The sequence below is a fragment of the Rhizobacter terrae genome (genome assembly GCF_003852895.1).
Classification (GTDB): Bacteria; Pseudomonadota; Gammaproteobacteria; order Burkholderiales; family Burkholderiaceae_C; genus Albitalea; species Albitalea terrae.
Map to the genome: position 1 here is coordinate 1,101,977 of NZ_QUSW01000001.1, position 16,186 is coordinate 1,118,162.

At 62.6% G+C, this 16,186-nt stretch carries 15 protein-coding genes; 3 read left to right on the forward strand and 12 right to left on the reverse strand.

From position 1 onward, the window contains the following. Nucleotides 1-7: 7 nt before the first annotated feature. From DZC73_RS05055 to DZC73_RS05095, 9 genes are read right to left on the reverse strand one after another with little or no spacing between them, the layout of a single operon-like run. Entirely contained in the window at nt 8-1,150 is a 1,143-nt protein-coding gene (locus tag DZC73_RS05055) for a deoxyguanosinetriphosphate triphosphohydrolase (RefSeq protein WP_124539071.1), read from the reverse strand. A 15-nt stretch (nt 1,151-1,165) separates the two neighbouring features. Continuing rightward, nucleotides 1,166-2,260, reverse strand: coding sequence for a 3-dehydroquinate synthase (aroB, locus tag DZC73_RS05060; RefSeq protein ID WP_124539072.1), 1,095 nt, complete (start codon nt 2,258-2,260; stop codon nt 1,166-1,168). A 45-nt stretch (nt 2,261-2,305) separates the two neighbouring features. Further along, the gene (locus DZC73_RS05065) at nt 2,306-2,866 is read right to left on the reverse strand and encodes a shikimate kinase (RefSeq protein WP_124539073.1); all 561 of its coding nucleotides are present in this window, start codon (nt 2,864-2,866) and stop codon (nt 2,306-2,308) included. Then, nucleotides 2,867-4,546 (reverse strand): Ig-like domain-containing protein, encoded by a 1,680-nt coding sequence (locus DZC73_RS05070; RefSeq protein ID WP_216629186.1) that lies wholly within the window; start codon nt 4,544-4,546, stop codon nt 2,867-2,869. A gap of 38 nt (nt 4,547-4,584) precedes the next feature. Next, on the reverse strand, nt 4,585-6,741 hold the full coding sequence (pilQ, locus tag DZC73_RS05075) for a type IV pilus secretin PilQ (RefSeq protein ID WP_124539075.1): 2,157 nt from the start codon (nt 6,739-6,741) through the stop codon (nt 4,585-4,587). After that, complete coding sequence (locus DZC73_RS05080; protein ID WP_235834985.1) at nt 6,738-7,271, reverse strand: pilus assembly protein PilP; 534 nt, start codon at nt 7,269-7,271, stop codon at nt 6,738-6,740. Before DZC73_RS05080 ends, pilQ begins: the two co-directional genes overlap by 4 nt. Nucleotides 7,272-7,273: 2 nt before the next feature. Then, on the reverse strand, nt 7,274-7,954 hold the full coding sequence (locus DZC73_RS05085; RefSeq protein WP_124539077.1) for a type IV pilus inner membrane component PilO: 681 nt from the start codon (nt 7,952-7,954) through the stop codon (nt 7,274-7,276). 10 nt (nt 7,955-7,964) lie between these two features. Then, nucleotides 7,965-8,603 carry a PilN domain-containing protein gene (locus tag DZC73_RS05090; RefSeq protein ID WP_124539078.1) on the reverse strand — a complete coding sequence of 213 codons (639 nt, stop codon included), beginning with the start codon at nt 8,601-8,603 and terminating at the stop codon, nt 7,965-7,967. Continuing rightward, nucleotides 8,600-9,679: a pilus assembly protein PilM gene (locus DZC73_RS05095; RefSeq protein WP_124539079.1), complete on the reverse strand. Its 1,080-nt coding sequence runs from the start codon at nt 9,677-9,679 to the stop codon at nt 8,600-8,602. The genes DZC73_RS05090 and DZC73_RS05095 overlap by 4 nt, the downstream gene beginning before the upstream one ends. Nucleotides 9,680-9,955: 276 nt before the next feature. Here DZC73_RS05095 and DZC73_RS05100 point away from each other — a divergent pair, with 276 nt between their 5' ends. Then, the gene (locus tag DZC73_RS05100) at nt 9,956-12,325 is read left to right on the forward strand and encodes a penicillin-binding protein 1A (RefSeq protein WP_124539080.1); all 2,370 of its coding nucleotides are present in this window, start codon (nt 9,956-9,958) and stop codon (nt 12,323-12,325) included. Between the two features lie 26 nt (nt 12,326-12,351). On the opposite strand, the gene cyaY is transcribed toward DZC73_RS05100, so the two are convergent. After that, nucleotides 12,352-12,711 (reverse strand): iron donor protein CyaY, encoded by a 360-nt coding sequence (gene cyaY, locus DZC73_RS05105; protein ID WP_198414780.1) that lies wholly within the window; start codon nt 12,709-12,711, stop codon nt 12,352-12,354. 18 nt (nt 12,712-12,729) lie between these two features. Here cyaY and lptM point away from each other — a divergent pair, with 18 nt between their 5' ends. Together lptM and lysA are read left to right on the forward strand one after the other, a co-directional pair. Further along, on the forward strand, nt 12,730-12,921 hold the full coding sequence (gene lptM / locus DZC73_RS30655) for an LPS translocon maturation chaperone LptM (protein WP_124539081.1): 192 nt from the start codon (nt 12,730-12,732) through the stop codon (nt 12,919-12,921). Next, on the forward strand, nt 12,918-14,192 hold the full coding sequence (lysA, locus tag DZC73_RS05115; RefSeq protein WP_124539082.1) for a diaminopimelate decarboxylase: 1,275 nt from the start codon (nt 12,918-12,920) through the stop codon (nt 14,190-14,192). The genes lptM and lysA overlap by 4 nt, the downstream gene beginning before the upstream one ends. On the opposite strand, the gene DZC73_RS05120 is transcribed toward lysA, so the two are convergent. Continuing rightward, nucleotides 14,151-15,203 carry an ABC transporter ATP-binding protein gene (locus DZC73_RS05120; protein ID WP_124539083.1) on the reverse strand — a complete coding sequence of 351 codons (1,053 nt, stop codon included), beginning with the start codon at nt 15,201-15,203 and terminating at the stop codon, nt 14,151-14,153. The two genes, lysA and DZC73_RS05120, sit on opposite strands and share 42 nt — an antisense overlap. Continuing rightward, nucleotides 15,200-16,183 carry an ABC transporter ATP-binding protein gene (locus tag DZC73_RS05125; protein WP_124539084.1) on the reverse strand — a complete coding sequence of 328 codons (984 nt, stop codon included), beginning with the start codon at nt 16,181-16,183 and terminating at the stop codon, nt 15,200-15,202. Before DZC73_RS05125 ends, DZC73_RS05120 begins: the two co-directional genes overlap by 4 nt. Between the last annotated feature and the right edge of the window lie 3 nt (nt 16,184-16,186).

A 16,186-nucleotide genomic window follows, 5' to 3' on the forward strand; every position in this document is an offset into this window, starting at 1 on the left:
ACGCCGATCAGGATTGGAACGTTTTCCTTCCCGTCAGGCGCTCGTGTTCGCGCAGCGCGAATCGATCCGTCATGCCCGCGATGTAGTCCGCCACGGCGCGCAACATGCGAGGCTGCTGCGCATAGTCCCTGGGCATCTGCGCGGGATCATTCACGTAGATGCCAAACAGGTCTGACACGACCGTACGCGCTTGATCGGTGGTCTTCACCACTTGAGGATGCCGGTACAGGTGCTCGCGCAGGAAGCCCTTGAGTTCGTGGTGGCGCGATTCCATCTCGGCGCTTCTCGCGATGAGCGGCGCGCAGCGGCGTACGTCATCTACCGTTTCCGGTCGATGCTGATTCAGCAGCGTCGACGACGAATCGATCACGTCATAGATCTGGTTGCTGAGCATCCGGCGGATCGTCTCGAACAGCAGCCGGCGGCCCTGAAGATCGGGATGCTCACGCAGCGCTTCTTCCTTGAAGCGCCGGACCAGCGGCACGTCGCAAACTTCGTCGAAGCTGATCAAGCCGGAGCGCACACCGTCGTCCACGTCATGGGCGTTGTAGGCGATTTCGTCTGCGAGATTGCACAGCTGTGCCTCAAGGCTCGGTTGAGTGCGATCGAGGAACCGGCGCCCAATGCCCCCCGGTTCCCGAGCTTCCAGCCACTGCGCATTGCGACGCGCGCAATGCTTGAGGATGCCCTCGCGGGTTTCAAAGCACAGGTTCAGTCCGTCGTGAGCAGCGTAGCGCTCTTCGAGCCGGTCCACGGCCCGCAGGCTCTGGAAGTTGTGCTCGAAGCCTGCAGTGCCGGGCTCGACGGCCCTCATGCTGGCATGCAGTGCATCCTGCCCGGCGTGTCCGAACGGCGTGTGGCCGACGTCATGGGCCAGGGCAAGCGCCTCGACCAGGTCTTCGTTGAGCTGCAGGCGGCGAGCGATCGAACGCGCCACTTGCGCAACTTCGATCGAGTGCGTCAGTCGCGTCCGGAAGAGGTCACCCTCATGGTTGAGGAAGACCTGGGTCTTGTAGACGAGCCGGCGGAACGCCGTGCTGTGAACGATGCGATCGCGATCACGCTGAAAATCGTCTCGCGTCGGGGCTGGGTTTTCCGGAAATCGGCGCCCACGGCTGGATCCGGCGGAGCAGGCATAGGGGGCAAGCATCCCGCGGTCTCGGTCTCAGCGTGCCGTCCTGCTCTCGATGACCTCTGCTACCAGTGCATCGGGCGCGGATTTCATCACGGCCCGTCCCGCGCCGTCGAGCAGCACGAAACGGATTTCTCCGGCCTCGGCTTTCTTGTCCACGCGCATGAGGTCCAGGTAGCGGGCGGCCGGCAAGTCCGGGCCTTTCAGCGGCAACCCTGCCCTGGCGACGACTTGTTCGATGCGGCGAGCCAGCGATGCATCGACAAGGCCGAGGCGCATGGACAAGTCCGTGGCCATGAGCATGCCCGTGCCCACAGCCTCCCCATGCAGCCATGCGCCGTAGCCCATGCCCGCCTCGATGGCGTGGCCGAAGGTATGCCCAAAGTTGAGAATGGCACGAAGGCCGGACTCCCGCTCGTCCTTGCCCACCACCTGCGCCTTCAGCTCGCATGAACGCTTGACGGCATAGGCCAGTGCCGATTCATCCCGCTGCATCAGCGCATCCACATGGGCTTCCACCCAGTCCAGGAAAGCAGCATCGGCAATCGGACCATACTTGATCACTTCGGCCAGGCCTGCGGACAACTCACGTTGAGGCAAGGTGTCCAGCGTCGCCAGGTCGGCCACCACCAGCCGCGGCTGGTAAAACGCACCGATCATGTTCTTTCCCATCGGATGGTTGATGGCCGTCTTGCCTCCCACCGACGAGTCCACCTGCGCCAGCAAGGTGGTCGGGACCTGAACGTAGTCCACGCCGCGCATGTAGGAGGCTGCAGCGAATCCTGTCATGTCGCCGACGACACCACCGCCCAACGCATAGAGCACCGTCTTGCGGTCACAGGCGCGCTCGAGCAGCGCGTTGAAGATCAGGTTCAGGGTGTCCCACTGCTTGAAGGCTTCGCCGTCGGGCAGCACGACCATGTCGACACGCCGATGCACTGCTTCAAGGGTCTGCCGCAAGGCCTGTGCATACAGAGGTGCCACCGTCTCGTTGGTGACGATCAGGGCGTGGCCCTTGAATCCAAGCCTTTGGAAATGCTCGCTGGCACCGATCAGGCCACGGCCGATGAGGATGTCGTAACTGCGATCGCCAAGGTCGATCGCCACCTTCTGGATGCTGGAGGACATGGCAGGAGTTTAGCCGGGCGGTTCCAGCCTGCCGTCAACGCAGGATCAGTGCGAAGACTGCGGCGGTGGCGAGATACCCGCCAGTTCAAGCTGCATGAGGATCATGTTCACGAGCGCCGGCACGGAGGGCCGCCCGGTCTCGATCACGTAGTCTGCGGTCGACTCGTACAGCGGGTGCCGTTGCTGATGAAGATCACGCAATCTGCCCAACGGATCCGCCACCTGCAACAGCGGGCGTTGCGTGTCATGCCGAAGACGCCGATACAGCTCCTCGGGAGACGAGCGCAGGTAGATCACCGAACAGCGATTCTTGAGATGTGCCCGGTTGGCCTCGCGCAATACCACGCCGCCGCCCGTGGCGATCACACCCGAAGGTCGCTGAGTCAGTTCGTCGATGACGGACTCTTCGATGTCGCGGAAGGCCGCTTCGCCATGCTCGTCGAAGTACTGGCGGATGCTCGTCCCGATTCGGGCCTCGATGACAGCATCGGAGTCCACAAATGGCATTTCCAGCCGCCTGGAAAGCTGGCGCCCGACGGTGGATTTACCACCGCCGGGCATGCCAACCAGCGCGATCAGTGACAGCTTGTTCGAAGCCGCTGTCACTCAGTTAGGATCAGTACACACCGTGATCGCCGTACCTCCCGGCGGGGTGTAGGTGGTCGGCGCTCCGGTTCCCGTGCCATACGGGCTGACCACGAAGGCGGGAGCCTCCGTCGCTGTGAATGAAGACGCATCTGCAGTCAGAATCTTTGTGAGGCTGGCTCGACCTTCAGTGCCGGACACGCCGCCAGCGGTCACCGACAGCTTGTACTGAATCCAAGTGGCAACATTCTTGGGATACTCAATTTGCAGTATGACGATGCCACTGCTGTTGGTCTTCGACGAGCCAACCACACTGACCAAGACATCTGATTTTCTCGGATCGAGTTGACCGTTGCCGTTGAAGTCCTCGGTCGCTTCCAGAACCCCATTTCGGTTGATGTCCTCGTTGGCACACATTTGGCCACTACCGGGCTTCAGAACCCAGGCGCCCGGGTTTTGGTATGACCCCTTGATGTAGTTCACCAAGTCGATCGACGGCGTGACCTGAACATCCGATTTGGCTTGGCCTGCTGCATCGGCAACAGTCACAACGAACTTCTTGACGTAGGTCAGACCACCATTGCCTTCGGTGATCGTGGCGTCAAAACCGATCGATACCGCAAGAGCCTCGGAAGTGACAGTTAGGGTCTTGGTAACCGAGTTCGGACAGGTTCCAACGGCAAAATCGTTGTAGTCCCAGCATGCGCGGATGGTGACGCCGTTGGTAGGGCTCGAGCGGGAACCCGGACTGTAAGCCGACACGGCCAAGCCGTTCTCGTCACTGGGAATCAGTGTGGTGTCCGTGGAGAGCGTCCCCCCAATCGAATTGGGATCGCCAGCCAAGTCGAATCGAACGCGGATGTATTGAATTGGCGCGTTGTTGGCTCCCAGGAACAATGCACGGATATTGGCGCGATTGGTGGAGGTTCCACTGTTGATCGGAACAACGCTGGGATCCACAGAAATCGAAGCGGAAGTGACAATGGCCGATGGCAACGGTGTGGTTCCACCAGCTTGCACATTGATCGATTTGTCAAGAGTGACCCCTGCTGCAATCGCCGTCGCATTCAAAATGCCTGCGGCGGCCGGAGCCGTGTAGTTGTAGACGTATTCACCGTTGCTGTCGGTCGTACCAGTCGTGCTGGAACCGGACGCAGACACGATGATGGTCGTTCCCGCAATTGCCGTATCAGTCGAGTCCTTCAGGGTGTAAGTGATCTTGCCAGTCGCCCCCGGTGCGATGATGTCAGGCGAGGCTGCCGCGCTCAGCTTGGCGCCAATCACGGTAAAGCTGATGGTCTTGGTGATCGTTCCACTCGTCACGGTCACCGTCACAGTACGATTGGATTTGTCTGCGCCGGTCCCAACAGTGGCAGTGACCTTGCCCGATGTATCTGTTGACGTGCTGGCTGCCACGACCACCGCACCGTTGTCCGCCCCGATCGACACTGCCGCATTAGGCACGGCTACACGTGACGCATCAACGGCGGTCACTGTCACAGTCAAAGAATCGCCGCCGCTGTCCTGCAAACTGGTCTTACTCAGTGACACGTTCAAGTCGGCCACTGTCGTTGTTGGGGTGGGAGTAGTTCCACCACCGAATGGCGCCGTGCCGGCGTCGCTACCGCCACCGCCGCATCCGATCAGTGCGAGAACCACCGCCACTGCACCGAACCACTTTGACTTAATCATTGTTTCCACTCTCAAGATGCTGCCTTTTCAGATGCTACACGCAACGCTCAACGCGCTGCCGAGCGATCCGTCACGACCTTGGGCGTAATGAAGATCAGCAGTTCCGTCTTGTTGGACGTCTTGGCCTTGTTCTTGAACAGGTTGCCAAGGTAGGGGATGTCACCGAGCACCGGCACCTTGGTGATGTCTTCACGATCGGTCTGCTCGAAGATGCCACCGATCACCACCGTGCCACCGTTCTCCACCAGCACTTGCGTCTTGACATGCTTCGTGTCGATGGCGAAGCCTGCAGCCGTCACGCGGCCCACGCTGTCCTTGGTCACATCGACATCGAGAATCACGTTGCCTTCCGGAGTGATCTGCGGCGTGACTTCAAGCTTGAGATTGGCCTTGCGGAACTGAAGTGCGGTCGCGCCGCTGGACGTTGCTGTTTGGTAGGGCAATTCTTCACCCTGCTCGATCAACGCCTTGACCTGGTCAGCCGTGATCACCCGGGGGCTAGAGACGACCTTGCCCTTGCCGTCCGCTTCCAGAGCGGAAATCTCCAGGTTCAGGAATCGATTCGATGACGCACCAAAAAGGGAGAGTGCAAACGTGGCGGCATCAAAATTATTCTGACCCACCGCCGGCAGATTCACGAACTGCGTGTCGTTGAACGGTACAGAGGTCGCCGTGGTCTGGCCTGTCTGTGCACCGATGGCATTCATGTTCCCACCCACTGTCACACGGTTGTCCCCGCCCACGCTGTAGCCAGGGGTACCGCCACGGACACCACGCAGATCGGCACCACCAAGCTTCACACCCAGGGAGCGGCCAAACTTGTCATCTGCAATCACGATCCGAGCTTCAATCAACACTTGGCGAACCGGAATGTCGATCTTGGCGATCATGGCCTGGATCTCTTCCAGCTTGGACGGAATGTCGCTCACGAAGAGCTGGTTCGTCCGCGTTTCATAGATCACACTGCCACGCGGCGACAGGATGCGACTCGCAGTACCCGTTGCCGTGGATTGGCCAGTCAACCCCTTGGCAACGTCTTCGGCCTTGGTGTAGTTCAGCTGGAACGACTGAGTCCGCACCGGCTCCAGCGCAAGAATCTGTGCCTTGGCTTCAAGGTCAACCTTTTCCTTCGCTGCCAGTTCGTCCTTCGGCGCAATCCAGATCACGTTGCCCGACTTGCGCAGGCCAAGCCCCTTGGCCTGGAGGATGATGTCCAGCGCCTGGTCCCAGGGCACGTCCTTCAGACGCAAGGTCACGTTGCCGGTCACGGTGTCGCTGGTCACCACGTTGAAGTTGGTGAAGTCGGCAATCACCTGAAGCAGGGCGCGAACTTCGATGTTCTGGAAATTGAGCGACAGCTTTTCGCCGGAGTAGCCGGGTCCCTGCGTCAACTTGTTGGGATCGATCTTCTGCGGACGCACTTCCAGCACGAACTGGTTGTCGCTCTGGTAGGCACTGTGTTCCCAGGCACCACGCGGATCAACCACGAGGCGAACACGGTCGCCACTTTGCATGGCAGTCACCGTTTGCACGGGTGTTCCGAAGTCGGTCACGTCCAGGCGGCGACGCAAGCTGTCCGGCAGGGTTGAACGCAGGAATTCCACGACCAGGCTTTGGCCTTGCTGACGGATGTCCACGCCGACCTGGTTGTTGGGCAGATCCACAACCACGCGGCCAGCACCATCCGGGCCACGACGGAAGTCGATGTCACGCAGGGCCACGGGGTTTCGGTTGAGACTCTCTGCAAAATGAACCGATTCGCCGGTCGCGGTACTCGCAGGTGTCGCTGCCGTCGTCGGCGCATCCAGCACCACCAGCAGCACCTTGCCTTGCAATTGAAGCTGGTAGTTGGCAGCCTGCTTCAGGTTCAGCACCAGGCGAGTCCGTTCACCCGATTGCGCCACGTTGACAGAACGCAGGTTGCCCTGGTTGATGTCCACGCTGGACTTGCCCAGCGCATTGGTCACACCAGGCAGGTCGATGGCCACTCGCGGCGGCGTCTGCACCGAGAAGCCGTTCGGCAAGGCCGACAGAGGCTGCGCCAGTTCAACCCGCACGACCTCCGAGCCAGCCTGCTGGCTGCTGTTGATCGACTGAATGGCATTCTGTGCCAACGCCGAGACCGTCGCGCCCAAGCACACCGCGAGCGCCAGCATTCGAGCCCGCCAATTGCCCATCATTCCTGTCTCCTGCATGCTCTTCATCGCGATTTCTCCTGGAGCTGGAGTGAGCTGGAACGCTCAATCCATTCGCCGGCCGCATCCTGAACGATCTCTCTCAGAGAAATGTCGGTTTCGGTGATCTTGGTGATCTTTCCGTAGTTCTGGCCGAGGTAGTCCCCCACCTTGACCTGGTACAGAAGGTTGTCGACTTTCAGCAAGGCATAGGGCTGGCCCTTCTTGGCCACGCTGCCCACCATGGCCATGCTGTCAAGCGGATAAGCCTCCAGCGGTTCCTTGCGCCGGTTGATTTCCGCCGCCAGCATGGAGTTCGGTTGCCGCGCCTCTTGCTTGAGGGCCACCGTCAGCTTCTGCGCGCTGAACGGATCCACGCCAGTGAGGGCGGTGTACGGCTGCGGGTCGAACTTCTTCGGAGGAGTCAGCGGAAGCACGCTCGGCTTGACTTCGCGCTTTTGCTGCTCCATCCATTGCGTCAGTTCATCCTGCTCGCCACTGCATGCCGCCAGACCCACCACAAGCAAGTATGCAGACAAACCAGTCAGAGCGATCTTCATGCTCATTTCGCCCCCGGCTTGCTCTTGTCGTTGGCCTTGCGGACCGATTCGATCTCGGACTGGTCCAGGTAACGGTAAGTGCGCGCGGTCGCTTCCATCGTCAAAGGTGAAGACTGATCCTTGCCCGCCACGATGCTCATGTTGTGCAGGGTCACGATGCGCGAGAGATTCGATACGTCAGCGGCAAAGGCTCCAATGTCGTGATAGCGTCCGGTCACCTTGATCGAGATTGGAAGTTCAGCGTAGTAGTCTTTCACCACCACCTGACCCGGCTTGAACAGTTCGAATTGAAGGCCGCGTCCCAGGCCGGCGGTATTGATGTCCGACAACAGCGCATCCATTTCCGCCTTGCCGGGCAACTGCTTTTCCAACTGGGTGACGTATTCCTCGACTTGAAGCTTCTGCTTGCGCAGTTCCGGCAGATTCACCGCCTGGGACAACTTGGCCCGGTAGTCGGTCTTCAGCGTCGGTTCCTTGCCTCGCTCAGCTTCGAGATCATCGTTGGCGCTGGAAAGCAGCAGGAACCAGCCCACCACGACCACGGCGACAGCCAGCAAGCTCCAGGTGAACAACTTCGGGAGGACCGGCCATTGGCCAGGCTCATTCGGGTTCAGCCCGCGAAATTGTGAGACGGCCCCTTCGAAGACCGAGTTGAGATCGACGTTCACGTTTTTGGTAGCCATGTCGTCAACCTCAGGCCTTGCTGGCCGACGCAGCAACCATCGGGCCGCTGGCTGGCTTGGCGGGCGCCAACAATTCCGTGGCCGCCTTGTCCTGCGGACGCTTGATGGTCAACTTCACGCCGAAGTCGAATAAACGCTTCTGGTCTTTACCAGAAGCCGTGCTGGACGCTTTGATCTCCAGCAACTCCGGCTTGACCAACCACTCGGACGTGTTGGCTGTATTTCGCAGAAATTCAGACACGCGCTCATTGGTCTGCGCAATGCCATTCACCGACAAGGTCTGCCCGTCTTGCTTGATCGACGTGAAGTACACCCCTTCCGGAGTCTGCTTCACGAGTTCGTTCAGCACATACACCGGCACATTGCGATCGATCTGGAGATCTTCTACCGCCTTCTGGCGCGCCTTCAGGGACTCGATTTCTGCCTTCAAGGTCGCGATGTCCTTGATCTGCACTTCCAGCTTCTTGATCTCCGCATTGAGGAACGCGTTGCGCTCCTGCTGCGAAGAAGTCATCTGCTGCAAGACGAGGTACCAGATGCCGACGACCGCCAGGCCAACGCCCGCTGCCGCCCCCAGGCCGATGAAGTAGGCCGCCTTGCGACGCTTGCGCCTTTCCTCCCGGTGCGGGAGAAGGTTGATGAGGATCACTGCAGGAACCTCCGCATCGCCAGACCGCAGGCCGTCAGGTACGACGGGGCTTCACGGCGCAGCTTGCTCTCGCGCACGGCGCTTCCGAGCTTCATGTTGTCGAACGGGTTGACCACCATCGATGCAAATCCGGTCAGCTCCGTGACCCGGTCCTTGAGGCCCGGCAGCGTGGCCGTGCCGCCCGCCAACATCACGTAGTGGACCTTGTGGTGCGGCGTGCTGGTGAAGAAGTACTGCAGCGCCCGGCCGATTTCCTGCGAAAGGCTGTCGACGAAGGGCGCCAGGATGGAAGTCTCGTAGTCGTCGGGCAGGTCGGCGGCGAGCTTCTTCTGCTCAGCCTCCTCGAAGGAGAAACCGTACTGCCGGGAAATCAGTTGCGTGAGCTGCGAGCCGCCGAAGGCCTGGTCGCGGTCGTAGAGCATTTCGTCATCGCGCAGCACCTTGAGGCTGGTGGTGTCGGCACCAATCTCGAACAACGCCACCAGTGCGTCACGGCCTTCGTTAGGCAAGGTGGCGACGACACGACTCATGGCCAGGCGAGAAGCATGCGATTCGATGTCCAGCACCATGGGCTTGAGGCCCGCAGCTTCCGCCAAGCCCTGGCGGTCCTGCACCCGGTCCTTGCGCGAGGCAGCGATCAGCACCTCGACGTCGCCCACCGAGGTGGGACTCGGCCCGATCACACAGAAGTCAAGACTCACCTCGTCCAGCGAGAACGGGATGTATTGGTTGGCTTCGGATTCGACCTGCAGCTCAAGCTCTTCCTCGCGCAGGCCGGCGGGAAGCACGATCTTCTTGGTGATGACCGCGGACTGCGGCATGGCCATGACCACGTTCTTGGTCTTGGTGCCGCTCTTGGAGACCACGCGCTTGACGGCGTCGGCCACCTCGTCAAACTTCTCGATCTGGCCGTCCTGGATCCAGCCTTTTTCGAAGCTTTCGGCGGCAAACCGCTCCAGCACGTACTCGCCCGAGGCGTCTTGCGACAGCTCCACCAACTTCACGCTGGACGAGCTGACGTCCAGCCCGATCATCGGGGGATGTTTGCGGCCCAACAAGGTGTCCAGAAAGCTCACAGCGCCCTCTCCCAACGCATGAACAGGTGCATTGGACTGTTAATAAGTTACTTCAATGCTAGCAGTAAACCCTTTGCCCCACAACGAAATTTCCGTTTCCGGAACCTCGTTCCCGTTGCTAAACCAGCACGTGTTCGTAACGAATCCGGGCCCGATTTCGGGTCAACCCTGAGAAGATTTGGGCGCGGCTCACGCTTGGTTGCCAACCAAATCACGCTCGGCCCGATTGAGCTGTAACACCCTTCCTATAATTCTTCGAGCCACCTCTGGAGTCCCATGAGCTCGTCCGAGCAAGAAGCCCAACGCCCGCGTCCCAAGGTTTTCTCGTCTCTGCCGCCCTGGGGCCAATTCGTCGCACGCACCCTGACCTGGTTGTTCGGACTGGCCCTGGCCGGCATCGTCTCCATCCTCATGGTCGTGGCCATTGCCTTGTCGGTGGCCTACCCGAACCTGCCGGAAACGGCGAGCCTCACCGACTACCGGCCCAAGCTGCCCATGCGCATCTTCGCGGCCGACGGCGTCATGGTGGGCGAGTACGGCGAGGAGCGGCGCAACTTCACGCCCATCGCCGAGATCCCGAAGGTGATGCAGCAAGCCGTGCTGGCCATCGAAGACTCGCGCTTCTACGAGCACAGCGGCGTGGACTACAAGGGCGTGGTGCGCGCGGCATTCGCCCAGTTCGGCGAGGCGCGCAGCCAGGGCGCATCCACCATCACCATGCAGGTGGCACGCAATTTCTATCTCTCCACCGAGAAGACCTTCACCCGCAAGATCTACGAGATCCTGCTGGCGCTGAAGATCGAGAGCCAGCTGACCAAGCCTCAGATCCTCGAGGTCTACATGAACCAGATCTATCTGGGTCAGCGCGCATACGGCTTCTCGGCGGCGGCCGACATCTACTTCGGCAAGCCGCTGAAGGACATCACCATCGCCGAGGCCGCCATGCTGGCCGGACTGCCCAAGGCGCCCTCGGCCTACAACCCGATCGTGAACCCGGCGCGGGCGAACAAGCGTCAGGCCTACATCATCGACCGCATGCTGGAGAACGGCTTCATCACCGCGGAGCAGCATGACGAGGCACGCAAGCAGCAGTTGCGCTACCGCGCGCCGGCGGACGTGCCGGTGCATGCGGAATATGTCGCCGAGGCGGCCCGCCAGCTCATCTTCAGCCAGTACGGCGAAGAGGCCTACACCCGCGGCCTGAACGTCTACCTCACCATCGACTCCGGCGAGCAGATGGTGGCCTACCGGGCGCTGCGCAAGGGCATCATGGACTACGAGCGCCGGCAGGTGTACCGCGGTCCGGAGGCCTACATCGACCTGCCCGGCAACAGCAAGGAGCTGGACGTGCGCATCGCCGAGGCGCTGGTCGATCACCCGGACAACGACGAGATCAAGGCGGCGGTGGCCGTGGAGGCCGGTCCGAAAAAGGTGGTGGCGGTATTGCAAAGCGGCGAGTCGGTCACCATCACCGGCGATGGACTGAAGCCCGCGACCTCAGGCCTGTCCGAAAAGGCCAACCCGAAGACCCAGATCCGCCCTGGCGCGGTGATCCGCCTGGTCCGCGGCGGCCCGAAGAACGACTGGTTCATCACCCAGTTGCCCGAGGTGGAGGGCGCCTTCGTCTCCATGGACCCGCGCACCGGGGCCGTGCACGCCATGGTGGGCGGCTTCGACTACGCCAAGAACAAGTTCAACCACGTGACGCAGGCGTGGCGGCAACCGGGCTCCAGCTTCAAGCCCTTCATCTACTCGGCTTCGCTGGAAAAGGGCTTCACGCCCGCCACGATGGTCAACGACGCCCCGCTCTTTTTCGACGCCGGCACCACCGGCAGCCAGCCCTGGGAGCCCAAGAACTACGACGGCAAGTTCGAAGGTCCGATGACGCTGCGCACCGGTCTGAAGAAGTCCAAGAACATGGTGTCGATCCGCATCCTCAAGAGCATCGGCCCGGCGTATGCCCAGGAGTGGGCGACGCGCTTTGGCTTCGAGGCGGAAAAGCATCCGGCCTACCTCACGATGGCGCTTGGCGCGGGCTCAGTCACGCCACTGCAGATGGCCAGCGCCTATTCGGTGTTCGCCAACGGCGGCTACCGGACCAACCCCTTCCTCATCAGCAAGCTCACCGACCACAAGGGTCGCGTGCTCAGTGAAGTGAAGCCGCCGCCGCTGGACGAGTCCATGCGCACGCTGGACGCACGCAACGCTTTCGTGATGACCAGCCTGTTGCAGGAAGTGACCCGCTCGGGCACCGCCGCGGGCACGCAGGACAAGCTCAAGCGGCCCGACGTGTACGGCAAGACCGGCACGACCAACGACTCGATGGACGCCTGGTTCGCGGGCTACCAGCCCAGCCTCGTGGCCATCGTCTGGATCGGCTACGACACGCCGCGCAAGCTGGGCGACCGCGAAACCGGCGGCGGCCTCGCGCTGCCCATCTGGGTGGACTACATGCGCTACGCGCTCAAGAGCGTGCCCATCCAGGAACCGCCGGCGCCCGAAGGCGTGGTGAACATCGGCGGCGAGTGGTATTACGAGGAATACACCCACGGCACGGGTGTGACCAGCGTGGGCCTGGAGGACAAGCTACCGGCCACGCCGACCGAGGAAGAGCGCAAGAGCATCCTCGACCTGTTCAAGCGCTGAGCCCCTCGCTCAGCCGCCGTCCGTCTTCAGGCGGGCGGCGCGAACTTCACGGCCACGCCCGCTTGCTCGCTGGCGCTGGCCGACAGGGCTTCAAAGAACTCGCGGCCTTCGCGATCAAGCCAGCGGCCGTTGGAGAACTTGTAGTGGTAGCCGCCCGAGCGTGCTGCCATCCACAGTTCATGCAGCGGCGGCTGGGTGTTCAGCACGATCTTGCTGCCATTGGGAAAGCCCAGCTCCAGCAGGCCGCCAGTGCGGTGGGCATCGATGTCGACCACATCGTCTTGCAGGTAACGGTCCACCGCCTGCTCCACGCTGGCGAGCACGGCCGAGGTCTTCTCGTGGTACTCGCTGTCGGTCAGGGGCGTGGCGGCGATCTCGGCAGTCATGGTCGGTAAAATCGAAAGATGTTGAAGCGCCACCGCAGTTTATCCCTCGGGGTTGTCACGACGGCATCAGGCCTATTGGCCGCCGTGCTGGCATTGAGCGCTTGCGGGCAGAAAGGTCCGCTGACGCTGGCACAACCATCGTCGTCTTCCGCTCCGCCGGCCGCCGCCTCGGCGTCCTCTCCTGCCTCTTCTGCTTCCACCTCGAAATGACACTGCCCGGATCGCCGCATGTCGCCTACCGCGGCGACACGCTGCACGTCGAAGACTGTGCACTCCCCGACCTGGCCGCGCGCCACGGCACGCCGCTGTATGTCTACTCGCGCGCCTCCATGCTGGCCGCCGTCGGCGCCTACCAGCGCGCGCTCGCAGGGCGCGACCACCTCGTCTGCTATGCGATGAAAGCGAATTCCAACATCGCCGTGCTGCAGACCTTTGCGCAGGCGGGCTGCGGCTTCGACATCGTGTCCGGCGGCGAACTGGCGCGTGCGCTCGCCGCAGGCGCCGAGCCCGGCAAGATCGTGTTCTCCGGCGTGGGCAAGACGCGCGCCGAGATGCGCCAGGCGCTGGATGCCGGCGTGATGTGCTTCAACGTCGAGAGCGAGGCCGAACTGGACGTGCTGTCCGACGTGGCCACGCAGGCCGGCCGCACCGCTCGCATCAGCCTGCGGGTGAATCCGGACGTCGATGCCGGCACGCACCCGTACATCTCCACCGGACTGAAGGGCAACAAGTTCGGCGTCGCGCATGCCGATGCCGTGAAGGTCTATCGCCACGCCGCCTCGCTGCCGGGCATCGAGGTGGTGGGCATCGACTGCCACATTGGCTCGCAGATCACCGAATCCACGCCCTACCTCGATGCGCTGGACCGCATGCTCGATCTCGTCGAGGCGGTCGAATCGCATGGCGTGCGCCTGCATCACCTGGACCTGGGCGGCGGCCTGGGCATCACCTACACCGACGAGCAGCCGCCGTCGGCCGACGTGCTCGTGGCCGCGCTGCTCAAGCGCATCGACGAGCGCGGGCATGGCCACCGCAAGATCCTCTTCGAGCCGGGCCGTTCGCTGGTGGGCAATGCCGGCGTGCTGGTCAGCGAGGTGCTGTACCTCAAGCCCGGCGAAGAGAAGAACTTCTGCATCGTCGACGCCGCGATGAACGATCTCATGCGTCCGGCGATGTACCAGGCGTGGATGAACATCGTGGCATGCCGCCAATCCGGCGATCAGCCGGTCACCTACGACGTGGTCGGCCCAGTGTGCGAATCCGGCGACTGGCTCGGACGAGACCGTCCGCTGGCCGTGAAAGCCGGCGAGCACATCGCTGTGCTGTCGGCTGGCGCCTACTCAATGTCCATGGCCAGCAACTACAACACCCGCGGCCGTGCGGCCGAGGTGCTCGTGTCGGGCAGCCAATCCTGGTTGATCCGCGACCGCGAGCAGCCCTCAGAGTTGTTCCGCGGTGAGCACCTGGTTCCCGGCGGCTGAGCGCGGCTCGGGCTGGTAGCGGCCCTCTTCGATCGCGTGGCAGGCGATGCGCACGCCCGCAATCGCCTGGAGCGCCGGCCGTTCCACCTTGCACCGCGCATTCGCCAGCGGGCAGCGCGGATGGAATGAGCAGCCGCTGGGCGGATTCAGCGGGTTGGGCACCTCGCCCTGCACCGGCGTGCGCGATCGTCCGCTCATGCGGATGTCGGGAATCGCATCCAGCAGCATGCGCGTGTACGGATGCCTTGGCCGTGAGAACAGCTCCGCCTTGTCAGCCAGCTCCACGAGGCGGCCCAGGTACATCACGCCCACCTGATCGCTCACGTGCCGCACCACCGCGAGATTGTGCGAGATGAAGAGGTAGGTCAGGCCTCGCTGGCGCTGCAGGTCCTTCATGATGTTGAGCACCTGGGCCTGCACCGACACGTCCAATGCCGACGTCGGCTCGTCGCAGACAAGGAACTCCGGCTGCGTCGCCAGCGCCCGTGCAATCGAGATGCGCTGACGCTGCCCGCCCGAGAACTGGTGCGGGAATTTCTCCATGTCGGCCGCCGTGAGGCCCACCGACTTCAGCAGCTCGCCAACGCGCGCACGGCGCTTGTCCGCCTCGTCGATCAGCCGATGCTCGATCAACGGTTCGGCCACGATGTCCAGCACCTTCCAGCGAGGGTTCAGGCTGGCATACGGGTCCTGGAAGATCATCTGCATGCGCCGGCGCAGGACTGATGCCTGCGCGCCGCGCAGGCCTTGCGCGATGTCGATGCCATCGAAGCGCACATGCCCGGCCGTCGGCGCGTACAGGCCGACCAGCAGCCGCGCCACCGTGCTCTTGCCGCAGCCCGATTCGCCCACCAGCGCGAGCGTCTTGCCGCGCTCGATCGAGAAGCTCACGCCATCGACCGCGTGCACGAACTGCCGCGGCTTGCCTTCGACGACGCGGTTGAGCCAGGGCGCCGACACATCGAAGCTCTTGGAGAGGTCTTGCACCTCGACCAGCGGCGGGCCGTTCATGCCACTGCCCTTTCCTTGTAGTCATGCAACCAGCAAGCCGCCCGGGTCGGACCGGCGTCCAGCAAATCGGGACGCTCCACACGGCATCGTCCAAACGCCTTGGGGCACCGCGGATTGAATGCGCAGCCCTTTGGAATCGCATTGAGTCTCGGCATCGCGCCATCGATCTGCAGCAGCCGCTCGCTTTCGCCTTCCATCTCGGGGATCGAGCCCATCAAGCCAACCGTGTAGGGGTGCGCGGGCGAGTGAATCACGTCCTGCACAGGACCGATCTCCACCACACGCCCTGCGTACATCACCGCCACCCGGTCACAGGTCTCGGCGATGACGCCCATGTCGTGCGTCACCAGCATCACCGCGGCGCCGTGCTCGCGGCACATGCGCTTGAGCAGCGAGATGATCTGCGCCTGCACCGACACGTCCAGCGCCGTCGTGGGCTCATCGGCCACGATGAGCTTGGGCCCGGCCGCCAACGCCAGCGCGATCACCACGCGCTGGCGCATGCCGCCGGAGAACTGGTGCGGGTAGTGGTCGATGCGCTGCGCGGCGGCCTGGATGCCGGTCTCTTCGAGCAGGCGGATGGCCCGCTGGCGCGCCTCGGCTTCGCTCACTGGCAAATGCGTGCGGATGGTCTCGATGAGCTGCCGCCCGACGGTGTACAGCGGGTTCAGCGACGTCAGAGGATCCTGGAAGATCGCACCGATGCTTCGGCCACGCACCTTGCGCATCTCTTCGTAGGGCAGGTTGTCGATGCGACGACCCTCGAACACGATCTCGCCTGCGGCGATGCGCCCCGGCGGATCCAGCAACCCGATGATGGAGGCGCCGGTGAGCGACTTGCCGGCACCGGACTCGCCGACCACACCAAGAATCTCGCCGGGCGCGATGTCGAAGGACACATCGTCCAGCGCAACGAGCGTGCCTTGCCGCGTCGGAAACTCCACGCGCAGATGGCTGACGGACAACAGGGCTTGGGTCATGGC